Consider the following 15,057-nt stretch of genomic DNA (forward strand, 5'->3'; position numbering starts at 1 on the left):
CGGCCGGACAGGCTTGCTCGGCAGCTCTCTCTCAGGCGTTCGACAGCGCGGGATCGCTCTGTGCCGGGATCCCGGCGCTCGCCCGCGGACGCTCCCGCAGGCTCAGGGCGAGCCGGACGACCGCGATCCACATCAGCGCGGAGCCGAGCATATGGACGGCGACCAGGAGCTCGGGGACGTGTGTGAAGAACTGGACGTAGCCGATCCCGCCCTGGGCGAGCAGCACGATCAACAGGTCGCGCGCGCGTGCCCGGGTGTCGTCGGGGGCGTCGACCACCCGTAGCACCAGCCACATCGCGACGGCCAGCGCGCACACGACCCAGGCGGCAGCCGCATGGACGTGCGCCGCGTCCACCCAGCTCCAGGGCATGCGGGGCACATCGCTGCTGTCGCCCGCGTGCTTGCCCGACCCGGTCACCGAGGTACCGAGGGCGATCAGGAGCGCTGAGCAGCCGACGATCGCCCAGCAGAGCTTGCGGACCGGGCGCGGGACACGCGGACGCGGTACGCCGTCGCCCTCGCGGGCGCGCTGCCAGGTGAGCACGGCGACCGTGAGCAGTGCGTTGGCCGCCAGGAAGTGGCCGGCCACGGTCCACGGGTTGAGGCCCGCCATGACGGTGATGCCGCCGATGACGGCGTTGCTGGCCACGATCCAGAACTGGGCCCAGCCGAGCCGGGTCAGCGAGCGCCGTACCGGCTCGGCCGCGCGCGCCGCGACGATCGTCCAGCCGACCGCGGCCGACAGGACGTACGTCAGCATCCGGTTGCCGAACTCGATCGCACCGTGGATGCCCTGTTCGGGTGTGGCGAAGAGGCTGTCGTCCGTGCACTTGGGCCAGGTGTCGCAGCCCAGTCCGGAGCTGGTCAGCCGGACCGCGCCGCCGGTGACGATGATGACCACGCTCATGACGACGGCACTGAGCGCGGCGCGCCGGACCGTCTCGGGGGCGGGCGTCCAGCGCTTGGCGATGTGGGCGAGGGGCGTTTGCACGGGCCTATGGTAGGCGGGGCCTTTGTGCATGTTTTCACGAGGGGTCGTTTCGGTCAGGACGGCTCGAACGTCCGTCGGAAGCGTGAGCCGTCGAGATGGTCCTCGTCCTCCCACCACACGGCGATCCGCCAGTGCGCGGACGGCGGCGGGCGGTCGGGCGAGTGCAGCAGCGCGTCGGCGAGCTCGGCCGCGACCGCCTCCGCGCTGCTGTCGGTCACCGCGTCATTGCCTCGCCAGGGGTACGTCATCGGCTTCCAGGACCCGTCGGTCGCGTCCCGTACGTCGAACCGCCACACCGCACGCCAGGACCTGGCCCGCAGAATCCGCCGCACCTCCTGGCCGTCCAGCCGCAGCCCCTCGGCGATCACGTCCGGTTCCACTCCCTCGATGCGGGCCGCGACCACCGCGAGGGGCAGCAGCCGCTCGGGCAGCAGATCCTGCGCGCGCAGCCGCGTCAGACCGCCGTCGAAAGGGCAGCGGCGCAACCTGCGTTCCAGCTGGTCGCCGAGGTGCTCCAGGGACGCCGTCCGGGTCGGCACGGGCACCTCGGGCGTCGACCACAGGGTATGGAACTCGCGCTCCGCCCGTACGGCCCAGGCCGCCGCGTCCGCCGGCCGCCCCAGCTCCTCCAGCCGGTCGCCCAGGAAGACATGGGCCTGGGCCAGGCCCTCACGGTTGCGCGGATCCGCCTGGTCGAGGCTCTCCCAGACCTCGATGGCCCGGTGGGTGGACGCGAGCGCGGCGAGCCCGTCCTCCAGATCGGCGGGCGGTGGCCGTTCGCCGTCCGGATGGAAGGCGTACCGCGGCATGCCCAGCTCGTCGCTGAGCGGCTCGGCGAGATAGACGGCCTGACTGATCAGGGCCCTGGCGTACCAGCGGGCGTGCTCGCCGTCGCGGCCGGCCGGCTCCGCACAGCGGCGGAGCGCCTCGCCCACGGCGTACAGCGCTTTGTCGCGCCGGCCGGTGTCGAAGTGGTGCCGCGCCAGATCCCCGTAGCGCAGGCCGAGCCGCGCGGTGAGCGCCGGATCGTCCTCCGCGTGCGGGGCCAGAGCGGCGATCAGCTCGGTCAGCACGCGCTCGCGTTCGCGGGGCGCGACACCGGCCCTGCCCGACCTGATCCTGGCCCATTCCGCGTCCAGGCGCAGTGCGGCAGTCCGCTCCATAGAGGCCTCCCACAAGGCGGATCTCGGCAGGCACATACTGGCCCGTGAGTCAGTCCCAGCGGAAGACGCGTGAGCTACTCCCAGCGGAAGAAACGGGTGGCCGCACCCAGTCCGAGCACCGCCCACACGGCGAGGACGCCGAGATCGCCCCACGGCACCGAGGCACCGGTGAGGAGCACATCGCGCAGTCCGTCGGAGAGCGCGGAGATCGGCAGCAGCTCAAGCACCGACCCTACGGCGTCCGGGAACCTGTCCAGCGGCACGATCACCCCGCCGCCCACCAGGAGCAGCAGAAACACCAGGTTGGCCGCGGCCAGTGTCGCCTCCGCCCTGAGCGTCCCCGCCATCAGCAGACCGAGGCCGGAGAAGGCGGCGGTCCCGAGGACCAGAAGCAGCAGTACGGACACAGGACTGCCCTGCGGCGACCAGCCGAGTGCGAACGCGATGCCCGTCAGAAGAACGATCTGCAGGACCTCGGTGACCAGCACGGAGAGTGTCTTGGCGGTCATCAGCGCCGAGCGGGGAAGCGGCGAGACGCCGAGCCGCTTCAGGACTCCGTAGCGGCGCTCGAAACCGGTCGCGATGGCCTGGCCGGTGAAGGCCGTGGACATCACGGCGAGTGCGAGGACGCCGGGAGCCAGGAAGCCGACGGGCTCGCCGCTGCCCGTGTCGATGATGTCGACCGTCGAGAACAGCACCAGGAGCAGTGACGGGATGACGACCGTGAGCAGCAGCTGTTCGCCGTTGCGCAGCAGCATCCTCGTCTCGAACACGGTCTGCGCCGCGACCATCCGCCCGACCGGAGCCGCACCGGGCTTCGGCGTGTATGTACCGGCGCTCATCAGCGCAGCTCCTTGCCGGTCAGTTCGAGGAAGACGTCCTCCAGCGTGTGGCGTTCGACGGAGATGCCGTCCGGCATCACCCCGTGCTGCGCACACCAGGACGTCACGGTCGCCAGCAGCTGCGGGTCGACCTGGCCGGTGATGCGGTACGCGCCGGTCGTGAGCTCCACCGCCTCCGTGCCGTCGGGCAGTGCCTTGAGAAGTGAGCCGACGTCGAGGCCGGGCCGTCCCGTGAACCGCAGGGTGTTCTCGGCGCCGCCCCGGCAGAGCTGCTCGGGGCTGCCCTGGGCGATGACCCGGCCCGCGTCGATGATCGCGACGTCGTCCGCGAGCTGTTCGGCCTCGTCCATGAAGTGGGTGGTCAGGACGGTGGAGACGCCGTCCCGGCGGAGTTCGCGCACCAGCTCCCAGGTGGAGCGGCGGGCCTGCGGGTCGAGGCCGGCGGTCGGCTCGTCGAGGAAGACCAGTTCGGGGCGGCCGACGACGGCCATGGCCAGGGCGAGCCGCTGCTGCTGGCCGCCGGAGAGCCGCCGGTAGGTCGTACGGCCGCAGCTGCCGAGGCCGAGGCGCTCGATCAGCGCGTCCACATCCAGTGGATGGGCGTGGAGCCTGGCGGTGTGGCGCAGCATCTCGTCGGCGCGGGCGCCGGAGTACACGCCGCCGGACTGGAGCATGACGCCGATTCTGGAGCGCAGCTTCGAGGCGTCGGCGACCGGGTCGAGACCGAGGACGCGCACGGTGCCGGCGTCGGCGCGGCGGTAGCCCTCGCAGGTCTCGACCGTGGTGGTCTTGCCGGCTCCATTGGGGCCGAGGACGGCGGTCACGGAGCCCCGGGGGACCTCCAGGTCGAGGCCGTCGACGGCCGTCCTGGATCCGTACCGCTTCACCAGGCCCCGGATCTGGACGACCGACTCGCTTCGCATGGCGGGAAGTCTAGGCGGGGAGCCTCGGGCTCCGAGGGGCGGGGCCGGGGCGCGTGGATGGCCGGGCGGCCCCCACCCGGTGCGCCCCCTCCGAGGCCACGCGCGAGTGCGCCGTCCACCGCTTGGCCCATGGTGAGCGCACCGAGCGGAAATAAACCGGTCCAAGGTCATGGACAGCCTGCTCAGCCACCAGTTTCGGGGCGAATTCCGTGCCGGGTCGCGTGCTGTGTGACCACCTGTGCCGCCCGCCCCGGAGGCGCCCGGCGATTTTCGGTGAATTCGCAGGTCGGAGCCTGTTCCGCAGAGGAAGGGCGAGCCCGGCTGCCCGCTCTGCTCTTAGGTAACCCTTAGTGATGAAGCGCACCGGCTCACGCCTCGGACGGCGGTTGTCAGGGCCAGAGGAATTACGCAACAATGGCGTTGTGAAAAACGTCGGCGAGGCTCCGCAGGAGGAACTCGCGACCGGTGAGCGCTCCACACGCAACCGTGTCGCGCGCTCCATCCTGGATCACGGCCCCTCGACCGTGGCCGAACTCGCCGGGCGCCTCGGCCTCACACAGGCCGCCGTCCGCAGACACCTGGACTCCCTGGTCTCCGAGAATGTCATCGAGCCCCGTGAGCAGCGGGTCTACGGTGCGCGTACGCGCGGGCGGCCCGCCAAGGTGTTCGTACTGACCGACTGCGGCCGGGATGCCTTCGACCAGTCGTACGACACGCTCGCCGCGGACGCGCTCCGCTGGATCGAGCGGACCGCGGGTGGAGGGACGGCGGGCGAGGCGGCCGTCGCCGCGTTCGCCCGCGACCGGATCGAGGCGCAGGCTGAGGCCTACCGCAAGGCGGTCGACGCCGCGCCCGCCGAGGAGCGCACCGAAGCGCTGGCCAAGGCCCTGAGTGTCGACGGGTACGCTGCTACGGCGCGTAGCGCACCGGTCGGCGAACAGCTCTGCCAGCACCACTGCCCGGTCGCCCATGTGGCCGAGCAGTACCCCCAGCTGTGCGAGGCGGAGACGGAAGTCTTCTCCCGTCTCTTGGGAACGCATGTGCAGCGTCTGGCCACCATCGCCCACGGCGACGGCGTCTGCACCACGTTCATCCCGCGCGGCGCACCACAGACCACCACACCATCAGCATCCACCAGCACGGCCGGGAGGAACCCCGCATGACTCTCCCCACGGAGACTGCCCACCCCGAACTCGAGGGCCTGGGTACGTACGAATTCGGCTGGGCCGACTCCGACGCGGCAGGCGCCGCGGCCAAGCGCGGTCTCTCCGAGGAAGTCGTCCGCGACATTTCGGCGAAGAAGAACGAGCCGGAGTGGATGCTGAAGCTGCGGCTGAAGGGCCTTCGTCTGTTCGGCAAGAAGCCGATGCCGAGCTGGGGATCCGACCTGTCGGGCATCGATTTCGACAACATCAAGTACTTCGTGCGGTCCACGGAGAAGCAGGCGGAGTCCTGGGAGGACCTGCCCGAGGACATCAAGAGCACCTACGACAAGCTCGGCATCCCCGAGGCGGAGAAGCAGCGCCTCGTCGCCGGTGTCGCCGCCCAGTACGAGTCCGAGGTCGTCTACCACCAGATCCGTGAGGACCTGGAGGAGCAGGGCGTCATCTTCCTCGACACGGACACCGCGCTGAAGCAGCACCCGGAGCTCTTCCAGGAGTACTTCGGCACCGTCATCCCGGTCGGCGACAACAAGTTCGCCTCGCTGAACAGCGCCGTGTGGTCGGGCGGATCGTTCATCTACGTGCCGAAGGGCGTGCACGTCGACATCCCGCTCCAGGCCTACTTCCGTATCAACACGGAGAACATGGGCCAGTTCGAGCGGACGCTGATCATCGTCGACGAGGACGCCTACGTCCACTACGTCGAGGGCTGCACCGCCCCGATCTACTCCTCGGACTCCCTGCACAGCGCCGTCGTCGAGATCATCGTCAAGAAGGGCGGCCGCTGCCGCTACACGACGATCCAGAACTGGTCGAACAACGTCTACAACCTGGTCACCAAGCGCGCCGTGGCGTACGAGGGCGCGACCATGGAGTGGGTCGACGGCAACATCGGCTCCAAGGTCACCATGAAGTACCCGGCCGTCTATCTGATGGGCGAGCACGCCAAGGGCGAGACCCTGTCCATCGCCTTCGCGGGCGAGGGCCAGCACCAGGACGCCGGCGCAAAGATGGTCCACATGGCCCCGAACACCTCGTCCAACATCGTCTCCAAGTCGGTGGCGCGAGGCGGCGGCCGTACCTCCTACCGGGGTCTGATCGAGATCGGCGAGGGCGCGCCGGGCGCGAAGTCCAACGTTCTCTGTGATGCGCTGCTGGTCGACACGATCTCCCGTTCCGACACGTACCCGTACGTGGACGTGCGTGAGGACGACGTCTCCATGGGGCACGAGGCCACCGTCTCCAAGGTCTCCGAGGACCAGCTCTTCTACCTGATGAGCCGCGGCATGACCGAGTTCGAGGCCATGGCGATGATCGTGCGCGGCTTCGTCGAGCCGATCGCCAAGGAACTCCCGATGGAGTACGCGCTGGAGCTCAACCGGCTGATCGAGCTGCAGATGGAGGGCTCGGTCGGCTGACGCCGCACCGGTCCCAGGCAGCGACAGATTTCTGACGTAGGAAGAGAGCAAGACGACAGCCATGGCTGAGGCTCAGAACATCCCGGCGGGATCCACCACTGCCGGCTCGATCGCGGTTGCCGCCGAGTCGACGGTCGCCACGCGCATGAGTGCGCCCCCGTCGTTCGACGTGGCGGACTTCCCGGTCCCGCACGGCCGCGAGGAGGAGTGGCGCTTCACTCCGCTGGAGCGCCTCGCCGGTCTGCACGACGGCACCGCCGTCGCGACCGGTACCGGCATCAAGGTCGAGATCGAGGCGCCCGAGGGCGTCGTCGTCGAGACCGTCGGCCGCGAGGACGCGCGGCTCGGCAAGGCCGGTACGCCCGTGGACCGGGTGGCCGCCCAGGCGTACTCCTCCTTCGAGAAGGCCTCGGTCGTCACCGTGCCCAAGGAGACCGTGCTCACCGAGCCGGTCCGGATCGCCGTCCACGGCGAGGGCGGCACCGCCTTCGCTCACCAGATCATCGAGCTCGGCGCGTTCGCCGAGGCGATCGTGGTCATCGACCACACCGGTGACGCGGTAGTCGCCGCCAACGTCGACTACCTGCTCGGCGACGGCGCCAAGCTCACCGTCGTCTCGGTCCAGGACTGGGACGACAAGGCCGTCCACGTCGCCCAGCACAATGCGCTGGTCGGCCGCGACGCCTCCTTCAAGTCGGTCGTGGTCACCTTCGGCGGCGACCTCGTACGCCTGCACCCCCGCGTCTCCTACGCGGGCACCGGCGGCGAGGCCGAGCTCCTCGGTCTGTACTTCACCGACCAGGGCCAGCACCAGGAGCACCGCCTTCTGGTCGACCACAACACCCCGCACTGCAAGTCCAACGCCGCCTACAAGGGCGCGCTGCAGGGCCAGGACGCGCACGCGGTGTGGATCGGTGACGTCCTCATCGAGGCGAAGGCCGAGGGCACGGACACATACGAGATGAACCGCAACCTCGTCCTCACGGACGGCGCGCGGGTCGACTCCGTGCCGAACCTGGAGATCGAGACCGGCGAGATCGTCGGCGCCGGGCACGCTTCGGCCACCGGTCGCTTCGACGACGAGCAGCTCTTCTATCTGCAGTCCCGCGGCATCCCCGCCGACGAGGCGCGCCGGCTCGTGGTCCGCGGTTTCTTCGCCGAGCTGGTCCAGCAGATCGGACTGCCGGACGTCGAAGAGCGTCTGCTCGCCAAGATCGACGCCGAGCTGGAGGCCTCCGTCTGATGGCCTTCGTCAAAGCCTGTGCGCTGAGCGAGCTGGACGAGGACACCCCGAAGCGGGTGGAACTCGACGGCACGCCGGTCTCGGTCGTCAGGACCGGGGGCGAGGTGTTCGCCATCCACGACATCTGCTCGCACGCGAATGTCTCGCTCTCCGAGGGCGAGGTGGAGGACTGCCAGATCGAGTGCTGGCTGCACGGCTCCAGCTTCGACCTCCGCACCGGCAAGCCGTCCGGCCTTCCCGCGACGCGCCCCGTCCCCGTATACCCCGTCAAGATCCAAGGGGACGATGTGCTCGTCTCCGTCACCCAGGAGTCCTGAGTCACCCATGGCAACGCTTGAAATCCGCGACCTGCACGTCTCCGTCGAGGCCGAGAACGGCCCCAGGGAGATCCTCAAGGGCGTCGACCTGACCGTGAAGCAGGGCGAGACCCACGCCATCATGGGCCCCAACGGCTCCGGCAAGTCGACCCTCGCGTACTCCATCGCGGGCCACCCCAAGTACACGATCACCTCCGGCACCGTGACGCTGGACGGCGAGGACGTGCTGGAGATGTCCGTCGACGAGCGCGCCCGCGCCGGCTTGTTCCTGGCCATGCAGTACCCGGTCGAGGTCCCCGGCGTGTCCGTCTCCAACTTCCTGCGGACGTCCGCGACGGCGATCCGCGGCGAGGCCCCCAAGCTGCGCACCTGGGTGAAGGAGGTCAAGTCCGCCATGGAGCAGCTCCAGATGGACCCGGCCTTCGCCGAGCGCAATGTGAACGAGGGCTTCTCCGGCGGTGAGAAGAAGCGCCACGAGATCCTTCAGCTGGAGCTCCTCAAGCCGAAGATCGCGATCCTCGACGAGACGGACTCCGGTCTGGACGTGGACGCGCTGCGTCAGGTCTCCGACGGCGTCAACCGCGTCCGGGAGACCGGCGAGGTCGGCACCCTGCTGATCACCCACTACACGCGCATCCTGCGCTACATCAAGCCCGACTTCGTTCACGTGTTCGCGAACGGCCGCATCGCCGAGTCCGGCGGCGCCGAGCTCGCCGACAAGCTTGAGGCCGAGGGCTACGAGGCATACACGAAGGGTGGCGTATCCGCGTGACTGTGGCCCGCCAGGGGCTCCCCGGCCTCCTCGACACCGAGGCGATCCGCAAGGACTTCCCGATCCTCGACCGGGTGCTCCACGACGGCAAGAAGCTCGTGTACCTGGACAACGCGGCGACGTCGCAGACTCCGCGCCAGGTGATCGATGTGCTGAGCGAGTACTACGAGCAGCACAACGCCAACGTCCACCGCGGTGTCCATGTGCTCGCCGAGGAGGCCACGGCGCTGTACGAGGGTGCCCGTGACAAGGTCGCCGCCTTCATCAACGCGCCGAGCCGCGACGAGGTGATCTTCACCAAGAACGCCTCGGAGTCGCTCAACCTCGTGGCCAACATGCTCGGCTGGGCGGACGAGCCCTACCGGGTCGACCGCGAGACCGAGATAGTCATCACCGAGATGGAGCACCACTCCAACATCGTCCCGTGGCAGCTGCTCTCGCAGCGCACCGGCGCGAAGCTGAAGTGGTTCGGCCTCACCGACGACGGCCGGCTCGACCTGTCCAATCTGGAAGAGATCATCACCGAGAAGACGAAGATCGTCTCCTTCACGCTGGTCTCCAACATCATGGGCACGGTCAACCCCGTCGACGCGATCGTCCGCCGTGCGCAGGACGTAGGCGCCCTGGTGCTGCTCGACGCCTCGCAGGCCGCGCCGCACATGCCGCTGGACGTCCAGGCGCTCGGCGCCGACTTCGTGGCCTTCACCGGCCACAAGATGTGCGGCCCGACCGGCATCGGTGTGCTGTGGGGCCGCCAGGAGCTCCTTGAGGACCTTCCGCCCTTCCTGGGCGGCGGCGAGATGATCGAAACCGTCTCGATGCACTCCTCGACCTACGCTCCGGCGCCGCACAAGTTCGAGGCCGGTACGCCCCCGATCGCCCAGGCCGTCGGCCTCGGCGCGGCCGTGGACTACCTGACCTCGATCGGCATGGACAAGGTCGCCGAGCATGAGCACATCCTCACCGAGTACGCGGTGAAGCGGCTGCTCGAAGTCCCCGACCTGCGGATCATCGGCCCGACCACGGCCGAGGAGCGCGGTGCGGCGATCTCCTTCACGCTGGGAGACATCCACCCGCACGACGTGGGCCAGGTCCTCGACGAGCAGGGCATCGCGGTCCGGGTCGGCCACCACTGCGCGCGGCCGGTCTGCCTCCGGTACGGAATTCCTGCGACCACGCGGGCGTCGTTCTATCTGTACTCCACGCCGGCCGAGGTCGATGCCCTGATCGACGGCTTGGAGCACGTCCGTAATTTCTTCGGATGAGGGACTGACGCGTGAAGCTGGATTCGATGTACCAGGAAGTCATCCTGGACCACTACAAGCACCCTCACGGGCGCGGTCTTCGCGATGGCGACGCCGAAGTGCACCACGTCAATCCGACGTGCGGTGACGAGATCACGCTTCGCGTGAAGTACGACGGTTCTCGTATCGAGGACGTGTCGTACGAGGGCCAGGGCTGCTCGATCAGCCAGGCCTCCGCCTCCGTGCTGAACGAACTGCTGGTCGGCAAGGACCTGGCCGAGGCGCAGAAGATCCAGGCGACGTTCCTGGAGCTGATGCAGTCCAAGGGCCAGATCGAGCCGGACGACGCGATGGAGGAGGTGCTGGAGGACGCGGTCGCGTTCGCCGGCGTCTCCAAGTACCCCGCCCGGGTGAAGTGTGCTCTGCTGAGCTGGATGGCGTGGAAGGACGCGACCGCCCAGGCGCTGGGCGAGGGCCCCGAGAGGAAGACGGCATGACCGAGAACGCAGGGGCCGCGCTGAAGCCGGCCACCGAGGAAGAGATCCGCGAGGCGCTGTACGACGTCGTCGACCCTGAGCTGGGCATCGACGTCGTGAACCTCGGCCTGATCTACGGCATCCACGTCGACGACTCCAATGTCGTGACCCTGGACATGACACTGACGTCGGCGGCATGCCCGCTGACCGATGTGATCGAGGACCAGGCGAAGGCGGCGACGGACGGCCTCGCCGCCGAGCTGAAGATCAACTGGGTCTGGATGCCGCCGTGGGGTCCGGACAAGATCACGGATGACGGGCGCGAGCAGCTGCGCGCGCTGGGCTTCAACGTCTGACCGGTCCGACCGGCGCCCTTTCGACGCTCTGATCGTCGTCCGGTTCCGAGCGCGGGTGAACGAGGCCCCCGGCATTTTGCCGGGGGCCTCGTCGTGGCCGGTGCTGTTCGTGTGCCGTACCCGCGGCGTGCGCCCGCGGCCGGCGCGGGGACCGGAGTCTGCTCGGTCAGACGCCCGGCCGCGGCACGGCGGCGGCCTCGGCGAGCGCCGCGGCCAGGTTCTCGGTGCGGATGCGACGGTCGACATAGAGCAGGCTCGTCACCAGCTGCGGGAAGGCGGCGACGGCGATCTGGGTGATCAGCTGGCCGGCCACCCCCACCGCCAGCGTCCCGCCGAGGGAGACCAGGACCTGGGAAACCGTCGCGCCGGAGCGGAGGTCGTCCGTGCCGAGCAGGCCGGGGATCACCTCCAGGACGCTGAGCGGAATCTGCATCACATAGCTCGTGACCGCCGCCGTCATCGCGGCGAGCACCGTGATGCCGAAGATCCGCCACCAGTCGCCGCGGACCAGCTGCGCGGAGCGGCGCATCGCGGCGACCGCACCCTGCCCCTCGAAGACCGCCGCGGCGGGGGCGAGCGAGAACTTCACCCACAGCCAGACGCCGAGCGGTGCGGTGGCGAGGGCGCCCAGGAAGGCCAGCGGGGGCAGGATGTATCCGCCGCCGTCGGAGGCGATGAGCGTGACCGTCAGGGAGACGAACGCCGTGACGAAGAGGGCGAGGGGCACCAGGAAGATCAGGCCGGTGAGGAACACGGTGCCGATCACCGCCGGTACGCGCGCGGCGGCCCGGCGCCAGACGACACCGAACGTGGCCGGCCTGCCCAGCACGGCGTCCTGGAGGATCGCGGGGCAGCTGGCGTACACCATCGCGGTGGCCAGCAGCATGGTGATCACGCCGATCAGCCAGACGGCGACGAACGCGAGGAGCAGAGGGCGGATGTCGTCCCACATCGGAGGAGTCTCGCGCGACGCGTCGGAGACGGCGCGCAGGTGGTCGTCGACGAGGGCGTACGCGATCGCGAGTGCTGCCCCGAAGGCGACGGTCGCCGCGCCGTACACGGCCAGGGCTATGCCGAACAGCGGTTTCCAGTAGCGGCCGATCGTGGTGAACGCCCCGCCCAGTATGTCGCCGAGGCCGAGCGGAGCCAGCGGTATCACCCCGGGTCTGGGCGGGGGCGGGGGCATCCAGCCGCCCCAGCCCGGAGGCGGTCCTGGCGGAGGCGTGTGTCCGTGTGCCACTGGGCTGTCTCCCGCGTGTTGTCAGCCCGGGGCGTCGAGCGCTCGGGCGTGAAGTGCCTGGTCGGCCGGGACAACTTAGCGAGCGGCACCGGGCCCGGTCACCCCCGGGCGGCGTTCCGCGTCTCGGTCGTCGCCGCGCGCAGGGCGGGGGCCGCCTGCTCGAAGTACCGGGACAGGACGCGCAGTTCGTCGGCGCTGAAGCCGTCGAAGACCTCGGCCATCCGGCGGCGGGCCGCGCCGAAGGCCTCTTCGTCCTGTTCCGGGGTGAGGGGCACGGCCTCGACCACGACCCGGCGGCGGTCGGCCGCGTCGGGTCCGCGGCGGACCCAGCCAGCCCGCTCCAGCCGGTCGACGAGCCGGGTGGTGGCGCTCTGGGAGAGGCCGATGCGCTCGGCGAGTGAGCCGGTGGTCAGCGGGCCGGCGAGCTCCAGCACGTTGAGGGCGTAGACGTCGGTCGGGTTCTGGCCGAGGGTCTCGGCGGCGGCCTGGCCGTGCAGGACGACGGCGGTCAGATAGTGGCGGTAGACGTCGGCGAGCTGCCCGAGCAGAGGCCCGTGTTCCTGGTCGGACATCGTCCGTCACCTTTCGCCGTGTCGTGTGGCTGGTTGCCTGCGGCCGTACACATAGTGCCCGATGTCGCTGTTGTGTACGGGCGTACGCAACGATATGTACACTCGTACGCATGGGATACGGACTGCTGGCCGCGGCCATCGCGGCGGAGGTGGCCGGCACGACGGCCATGAAGTACAGCGAGGGCTTCACCCGGCTGTGGCCCTCGCTGCTCACCGTCGCGGGCTATGTGCTCGCCTTCACCCTGCTCGCGCAGACGCTCAAGACCCTGTCGGTGGGCACCGCGTACGCGATCTGGGCGGGCGTCGGCACGGCCGCGATCGCCGCCATCGGCATGCTTTTCCTCGGCGAGTCGGCCAGTCCGGTCAAGCTCGCCGGCATTGCGCTGGTGATCGCCGGGGTCATCGTGCTCAACGTGGGGGGCGCGCACTGATGGGGCGGCGATACGACCCGGAGCGGCGCCAGCGCATCATCGACGCCGCGCTCCGCGTGGTGGCCCGCAGCGGGATCGCCGGGCTCAGTCATCGCACGGTCGCCGCGGAGGCGGATGTGCCGCTCGGCTCCACGACCTATCACTTCGCCTCACTGGACGAGCTGCTGGTCGCCGCGCTGCGCCAGGCCAACGAGGGCTTCGCGGCGGCGGTGAGGGACAGCGGCGCGCTCGCCGACCCGGCCGCCGACGTCGCGCAGGAGCTCGCGCGGCTGATGGGGGAGTGGCTCGCGGGGGAGCGCACGGGAGTGGAGCTGGAGTACGAGCTCTACCTGGCGGCCCTGCGGCGGCCCGCGCTGCGGCCGGTCGCTGCTCAGTGGTGCGAGGGGCTCGCGGACATCCTCGCCCGACGCACGGACCCGGTGACCGCGCGGGCGCTGGTGGCGCTGATGGACGGGATCTGTCTCCAGGTGCTGCTCACCGACGTGCGGTACGAGGCGGAATATGCGCGGGAGATGCTGAACAGGGTCCTGGCGGGGAACGGGGTGGACTGAGCTCGGAGCCCGGCGGCGAGCGGGCCGAGCGCCTCGGAGGCAGCCGAGGGGACGGTCCGACCGGGAGCGGATCCCCCCGGGTGGGCCCCAAGGCGGATGCCCGGAGCCTGTACGCGGGAGCCTCCGTCAGCGGCCGGGTGCTCGCCCCGCCGCTCGGCGGAGCGCTCTACTCCACCGCGCCCGCCCTGCTCTGGCCCGCCTGCGCCGTCCTCGCCGGAGCGGCAGGACTTGCCGTCCTCGCCGCCGGGCGGCTGCGCACCCGCCCGTCACCTGAGACCGGTTCGCTCCCGCGGGCCCTCGCCGGTTAGCGTTCGACCATGACTGACTCGCCCGACAGCACCACCGCTACGCGCACCACCGGCGCCGTCGCCGCCGGACTCGCCACCCTCGCCGCCGACGGCACGGTCCTCGACACCTGGTTCCCCGCCCCCGAGCTGACCGCCGGGCCCGGCCCGGCCGGGAGCGAGCGGCTGACCGCCGAGCGGGCCGCCGAGTTGCTCGGCGAGGGCGCCGCCAAGGCGATCGGCCCGGACGCCCGCCGAGGCGTCGAGGTCGTCGCCGTCCGTACCGTCATCGCCTCGCTCGACGACAAGCCGCTGGACGCCCACGACGCGTATCTGCGACTGCACCTGCTCAGCCACCGGCTGGTCCAGCCGCACGGCCAGAACCTGGACGGCCTCTTCGGGCTGCTCGCCAACGTCGCCTGGACGTCGCTCGGCCCTGTCGCCGTCGACCAGGTCGAGACCGTACGGCTGAACGCCCGTGCCGAGGGCCTGCATCTGGCCGTGACGAGCGTCGACAAGTTCCCGCGGATGACGGACTACGTCGCACCCAAGGGTGTGCGCATCGCCGACGCCGACCGGGTCCGCCTCGGCGCGCACCTCGCCGAGGGCACCACCGTCATGCACGAGGGCTTCGTCAACTTCAACGCCGGCACGCTCGGCACGTCGATGGTCGAGGGACGGATCTCCGCGGGCGTCGTCGTCGGCGACGGCTCCGACATCGGCGGCGGCGCGTCCACCATGGGCACCCTCTCCGGCGGCGGCAACGTCCGCATCGTCATCGGCGAGCGCTGCCTGATCGGCGCCGAGGCGGGCGTCGGCATCGCGCTGGGCGACGAGTGCGTCGTCGAGGCCGGGCTGTACGTCACGGCCGGCACGCGGGTCACCATGCCCGACGGGCAGATCGTCAAGGCCCGCGAGCTCTCCGGCGCGGGCAACATCCTCTTCCGCCGCAACTCCGTGACGGGTGCCGTCGAGGCGCGGCCGAACAACGCGGTCTGGGGCGGTCTCAACGACGTCCTGCACAGCCACAACTAGGGCCTTTTCCGGATCGGGCCGGGCACGATCCGAAAC

General features: G+C 70.2%; 18 protein-coding genes. 12 read left to right on the forward strand and 6 right to left on the reverse strand.

Annotated elements, in window-relative coordinates:
- Positions 1-31: 31 nt before the first annotated feature.
- The 4 genes from OG293_RS28045 to OG293_RS28060 form a co-directional block, all read right to left on the reverse strand.
- On the reverse strand, positions 32-1,021 hold the full coding sequence (locus tag OG293_RS28045) for a COX15/CtaA family protein (RefSeq protein WP_406001554.1): 990 nt from the start codon (positions 1,019-1,021) through the stop codon (positions 32-34).
- Between the two features lie 23 nt (positions 1,022-1,044).
- The gene (locus OG293_RS28050; protein WP_406001555.1) at positions 1,045-2,154 is read right to left on the reverse strand and encodes a hypothetical protein; all 1,110 of its coding nucleotides are present in this window, start codon (positions 2,152-2,154) and stop codon (positions 1,045-1,047) included.
- A 74-nt stretch (positions 2,155-2,228) separates the two neighbouring features.
- Complete coding sequence (locus OG293_RS28055; RefSeq protein ID WP_406001556.1) at positions 2,229-2,996, reverse strand: ABC transporter permease; 768 nt, start codon at positions 2,994-2,996, stop codon at positions 2,229-2,231.
- Positions 2,996-3,919, reverse strand: a complete 924-nt coding sequence (locus tag OG293_RS28060) for an ABC transporter ATP-binding protein (RefSeq protein ID WP_406001557.1) — start codon at positions 3,917-3,919, stop codon at positions 2,996-2,998. The genes OG293_RS28055 and OG293_RS28060 overlap by 1 nt, the downstream gene beginning before the upstream one ends.
- Positions 3,920-4,341: 422 nt before the next feature.
- Here OG293_RS28060 and OG293_RS28065 point away from each other — a divergent pair, with 422 nt between their 5' ends.
- The 8 genes from OG293_RS28065 to OG293_RS28100 all read left to right on the forward strand — a co-directional run bounded on the left by OG293_RS28065 (position 4,342) and on the right by OG293_RS28100 (position 10,908).
- On the forward strand, positions 4,342-5,082 hold the full coding sequence (locus OG293_RS28065; protein ID WP_406001558.1) for a helix-turn-helix transcriptional regulator: 741 nt from the start codon (positions 4,342-4,344) through the stop codon (positions 5,080-5,082).
- Complete coding sequence (gene sufB / locus OG293_RS28070; protein ID WP_406001559.1) at positions 5,079-6,500, forward strand: Fe-S cluster assembly protein SufB; 1,422 nt, start codon at positions 5,079-5,081, stop codon at positions 6,498-6,500. Before OG293_RS28065 ends, sufB begins: the two co-directional genes overlap by 4 nt.
- 61 nt (positions 6,501-6,561) lie before the next feature.
- Positions 6,562-7,743, forward strand: a complete 1,182-nt coding sequence (sufD, locus tag OG293_RS28075) for a Fe-S cluster assembly protein SufD (RefSeq protein ID WP_406001560.1) — start codon at positions 6,562-6,564, stop codon at positions 7,741-7,743.
- Positions 7,743-8,060 carry a non-heme iron oxygenase ferredoxin subunit gene (locus OG293_RS28080; protein ID WP_406001561.1) on the forward strand — a complete coding sequence of 106 codons (318 nt, stop codon included), beginning with the start codon at positions 7,743-7,745 and terminating at the stop codon, positions 8,058-8,060. The genes sufD and OG293_RS28080 overlap by 1 nt, the downstream gene beginning before the upstream one ends.
- A gap of 7 nt (positions 8,061-8,067) precedes the next feature.
- Positions 8,068-8,832, forward strand: a complete 765-nt coding sequence (gene sufC / locus OG293_RS28085) for a Fe-S cluster assembly ATPase SufC (RefSeq protein WP_406001562.1) — start codon at positions 8,068-8,070, stop codon at positions 8,830-8,832.
- Positions 8,829-10,097, forward strand: a complete 1,269-nt coding sequence (locus OG293_RS28090; RefSeq protein ID WP_406001563.1) for a cysteine desulfurase — start codon at positions 8,829-8,831, stop codon at positions 10,095-10,097. The genes sufC and OG293_RS28090 overlap by 4 nt, the downstream gene beginning before the upstream one ends.
- 11 nt (positions 10,098-10,108) lie before the next feature.
- Positions 10,109-10,573, forward strand: a complete 465-nt coding sequence (sufU, locus tag OG293_RS28095; protein WP_406001564.1) for a Fe-S cluster assembly sulfur transfer protein SufU — start codon at positions 10,109-10,111, stop codon at positions 10,571-10,573.
- Positions 10,570-10,908, forward strand: coding sequence for a metal-sulfur cluster assembly factor (locus OG293_RS28100; RefSeq protein WP_406001565.1), 339 nt, complete (start codon positions 10,570-10,572; stop codon positions 10,906-10,908). The genes sufU and OG293_RS28100 overlap by 4 nt, the downstream gene beginning before the upstream one ends.
- Before the next feature lie 166 nt (positions 10,909-11,074).
- Here the strand turns inward: OG293_RS28100 and OG293_RS28105 are convergent, their stop codons facing one another.
- Positions 11,075-12,094: a hypothetical protein gene (locus tag OG293_RS28105; RefSeq protein ID WP_406001566.1), complete on the reverse strand. Its 1,020-nt coding sequence runs from the start codon at positions 12,092-12,094 to the stop codon at positions 11,075-11,077.
- A gap of 152 nt (positions 12,095-12,246) precedes the next feature.
- Positions 12,247-12,720 carry a MarR family winged helix-turn-helix transcriptional regulator gene (locus OG293_RS28110; RefSeq protein ID WP_406001567.1) on the reverse strand — a complete coding sequence of 158 codons (474 nt, stop codon included), beginning with the start codon at positions 12,718-12,720 and terminating at the stop codon, positions 12,247-12,249.
- A gap of 110 nt (positions 12,721-12,830) precedes the next feature.
- On the opposite strand from OG293_RS28110, the gene OG293_RS28115 reads away from it, so the two are divergent.
- From OG293_RS28115 to dapD, 4 genes are all read left to right on the forward strand, one after another.
- A complete protein-coding gene (locus OG293_RS28115) occupies positions 12,831-13,151 on the forward strand; it encodes a DMT family transporter (protein ID WP_406001568.1) in 321 nt (106 codons plus the stop codon).
- Positions 13,151-13,702, forward strand: coding sequence for a TetR/AcrR family transcriptional regulator (locus OG293_RS28120; protein ID WP_406001569.1), 552 nt, complete (start codon positions 13,151-13,153; stop codon positions 13,700-13,702). Before OG293_RS28115 ends, OG293_RS28120 begins: the two co-directional genes overlap by 1 nt.
- A gap of 80 nt (positions 13,703-13,782) precedes the next feature.
- Positions 13,783-14,010, forward strand: coding sequence for a hypothetical protein (locus tag OG293_RS28125; RefSeq protein ID WP_406001570.1), 228 nt, complete (start codon positions 13,783-13,785; stop codon positions 14,008-14,010).
- Positions 14,011-14,019: 9 nt separating this feature from the next.
- Positions 14,020-15,021 (forward strand): 2,3,4,5-tetrahydropyridine-2,6-dicarboxylate N-succinyltransferase, encoded by a 1,002-nt coding sequence (gene dapD / locus OG293_RS28130; RefSeq protein ID WP_406001571.1) that lies wholly within the window; start codon positions 14,020-14,022, stop codon positions 15,019-15,021.
- Positions 15,022-15,057 lie beyond the last annotated feature (36 nt).

Source organism: Streptomyces sp. NBC_00829 (assembly GCF_045161795.1).
Lineage (GTDB): Bacteria > Actinomycetota > Actinomycetes > Streptomycetales > Streptomycetaceae > Streptomyces.

Bases quoted from the DNA above. Each gene is read 5' to 3' on its own strand.
- OG293_RS28060 (WP_406001557.1), bottom strand. From the start codon at position 3,919: ATGCGAAGCGAGTCGGTCGTCCAGATCCGGGGCCTGGTGAAGCGGTAC.
- OG293_RS28120 (WP_406001569.1), top strand. From the start codon at position 13,151: ATGGGGCGGCGATACGACCCGGAGCGGCGCCAGCGCATCATCGACGCC.
- OG293_RS28080 (WP_406001561.1), top strand. From the start codon at position 7,743: ATGGCCTTCGTCAAAGCCTGTGCGCTGAGCGAGCTGGACGAGGACACC.
- sufD (WP_406001560.1), top strand. From the start codon at position 6,562: ATGGCTGAGGCTCAGAACATCCCGGCGGGATCCACCACTGCCGGCTCG.
- OG293_RS28045 (WP_406001554.1), bottom strand. From the start codon at position 1,021: ATGCACAAAGGCCCCGCCTACCATAGGCCCGTGCAAACGCCCCTCGCC.
- OG293_RS28050 (WP_406001555.1), bottom strand. From the start codon at position 2,154: ATGGAGCGGACTGCCGCACTGCGCCTGGACGCGGAATGGGCCAGGATC.
- dapD (WP_406001571.1), top strand. From the start codon at position 14,020: ATGACTGACTCGCCCGACAGCACCACCGCTACGCGCACCACCGGCGCC.
- sufB (WP_406001559.1), top strand. From the start codon at position 5,079: ATGACTCTCCCCACGGAGACTGCCCACCCCGAACTCGAGGGCCTGGGT.
- OG293_RS28100 (WP_406001565.1), top strand. From the start codon at position 10,570: ATGACCGAGAACGCAGGGGCCGCGCTGAAGCCGGCCACCGAGGAAGAG.
- OG293_RS28105 (WP_406001566.1), bottom strand. From the start codon at position 12,094: ATGCCCCCGCCCCCGCCCAGACCCGGGGTGATACCGCTGGCTCCGCTC.
- OG293_RS28055 (WP_406001556.1), bottom strand. From the start codon at position 2,996: ATGAGCGCCGGTACATACACGCCGAAGCCCGGTGCGGCTCCGGTCGGG.
- OG293_RS28110 (WP_406001567.1), bottom strand. From the start codon at position 12,720: ATGTCCGACCAGGAACACGGGCCTCTGCTCGGGCAGCTCGCCGACGTC.
- OG293_RS28115 (WP_406001568.1), top strand. From the start codon at position 12,831: ATGGGATACGGACTGCTGGCCGCGGCCATCGCGGCGGAGGTGGCCGGC.
- sufC (WP_406001562.1), top strand. From the start codon at position 8,068: ATGGCAACGCTTGAAATCCGCGACCTGCACGTCTCCGTCGAGGCCGAG.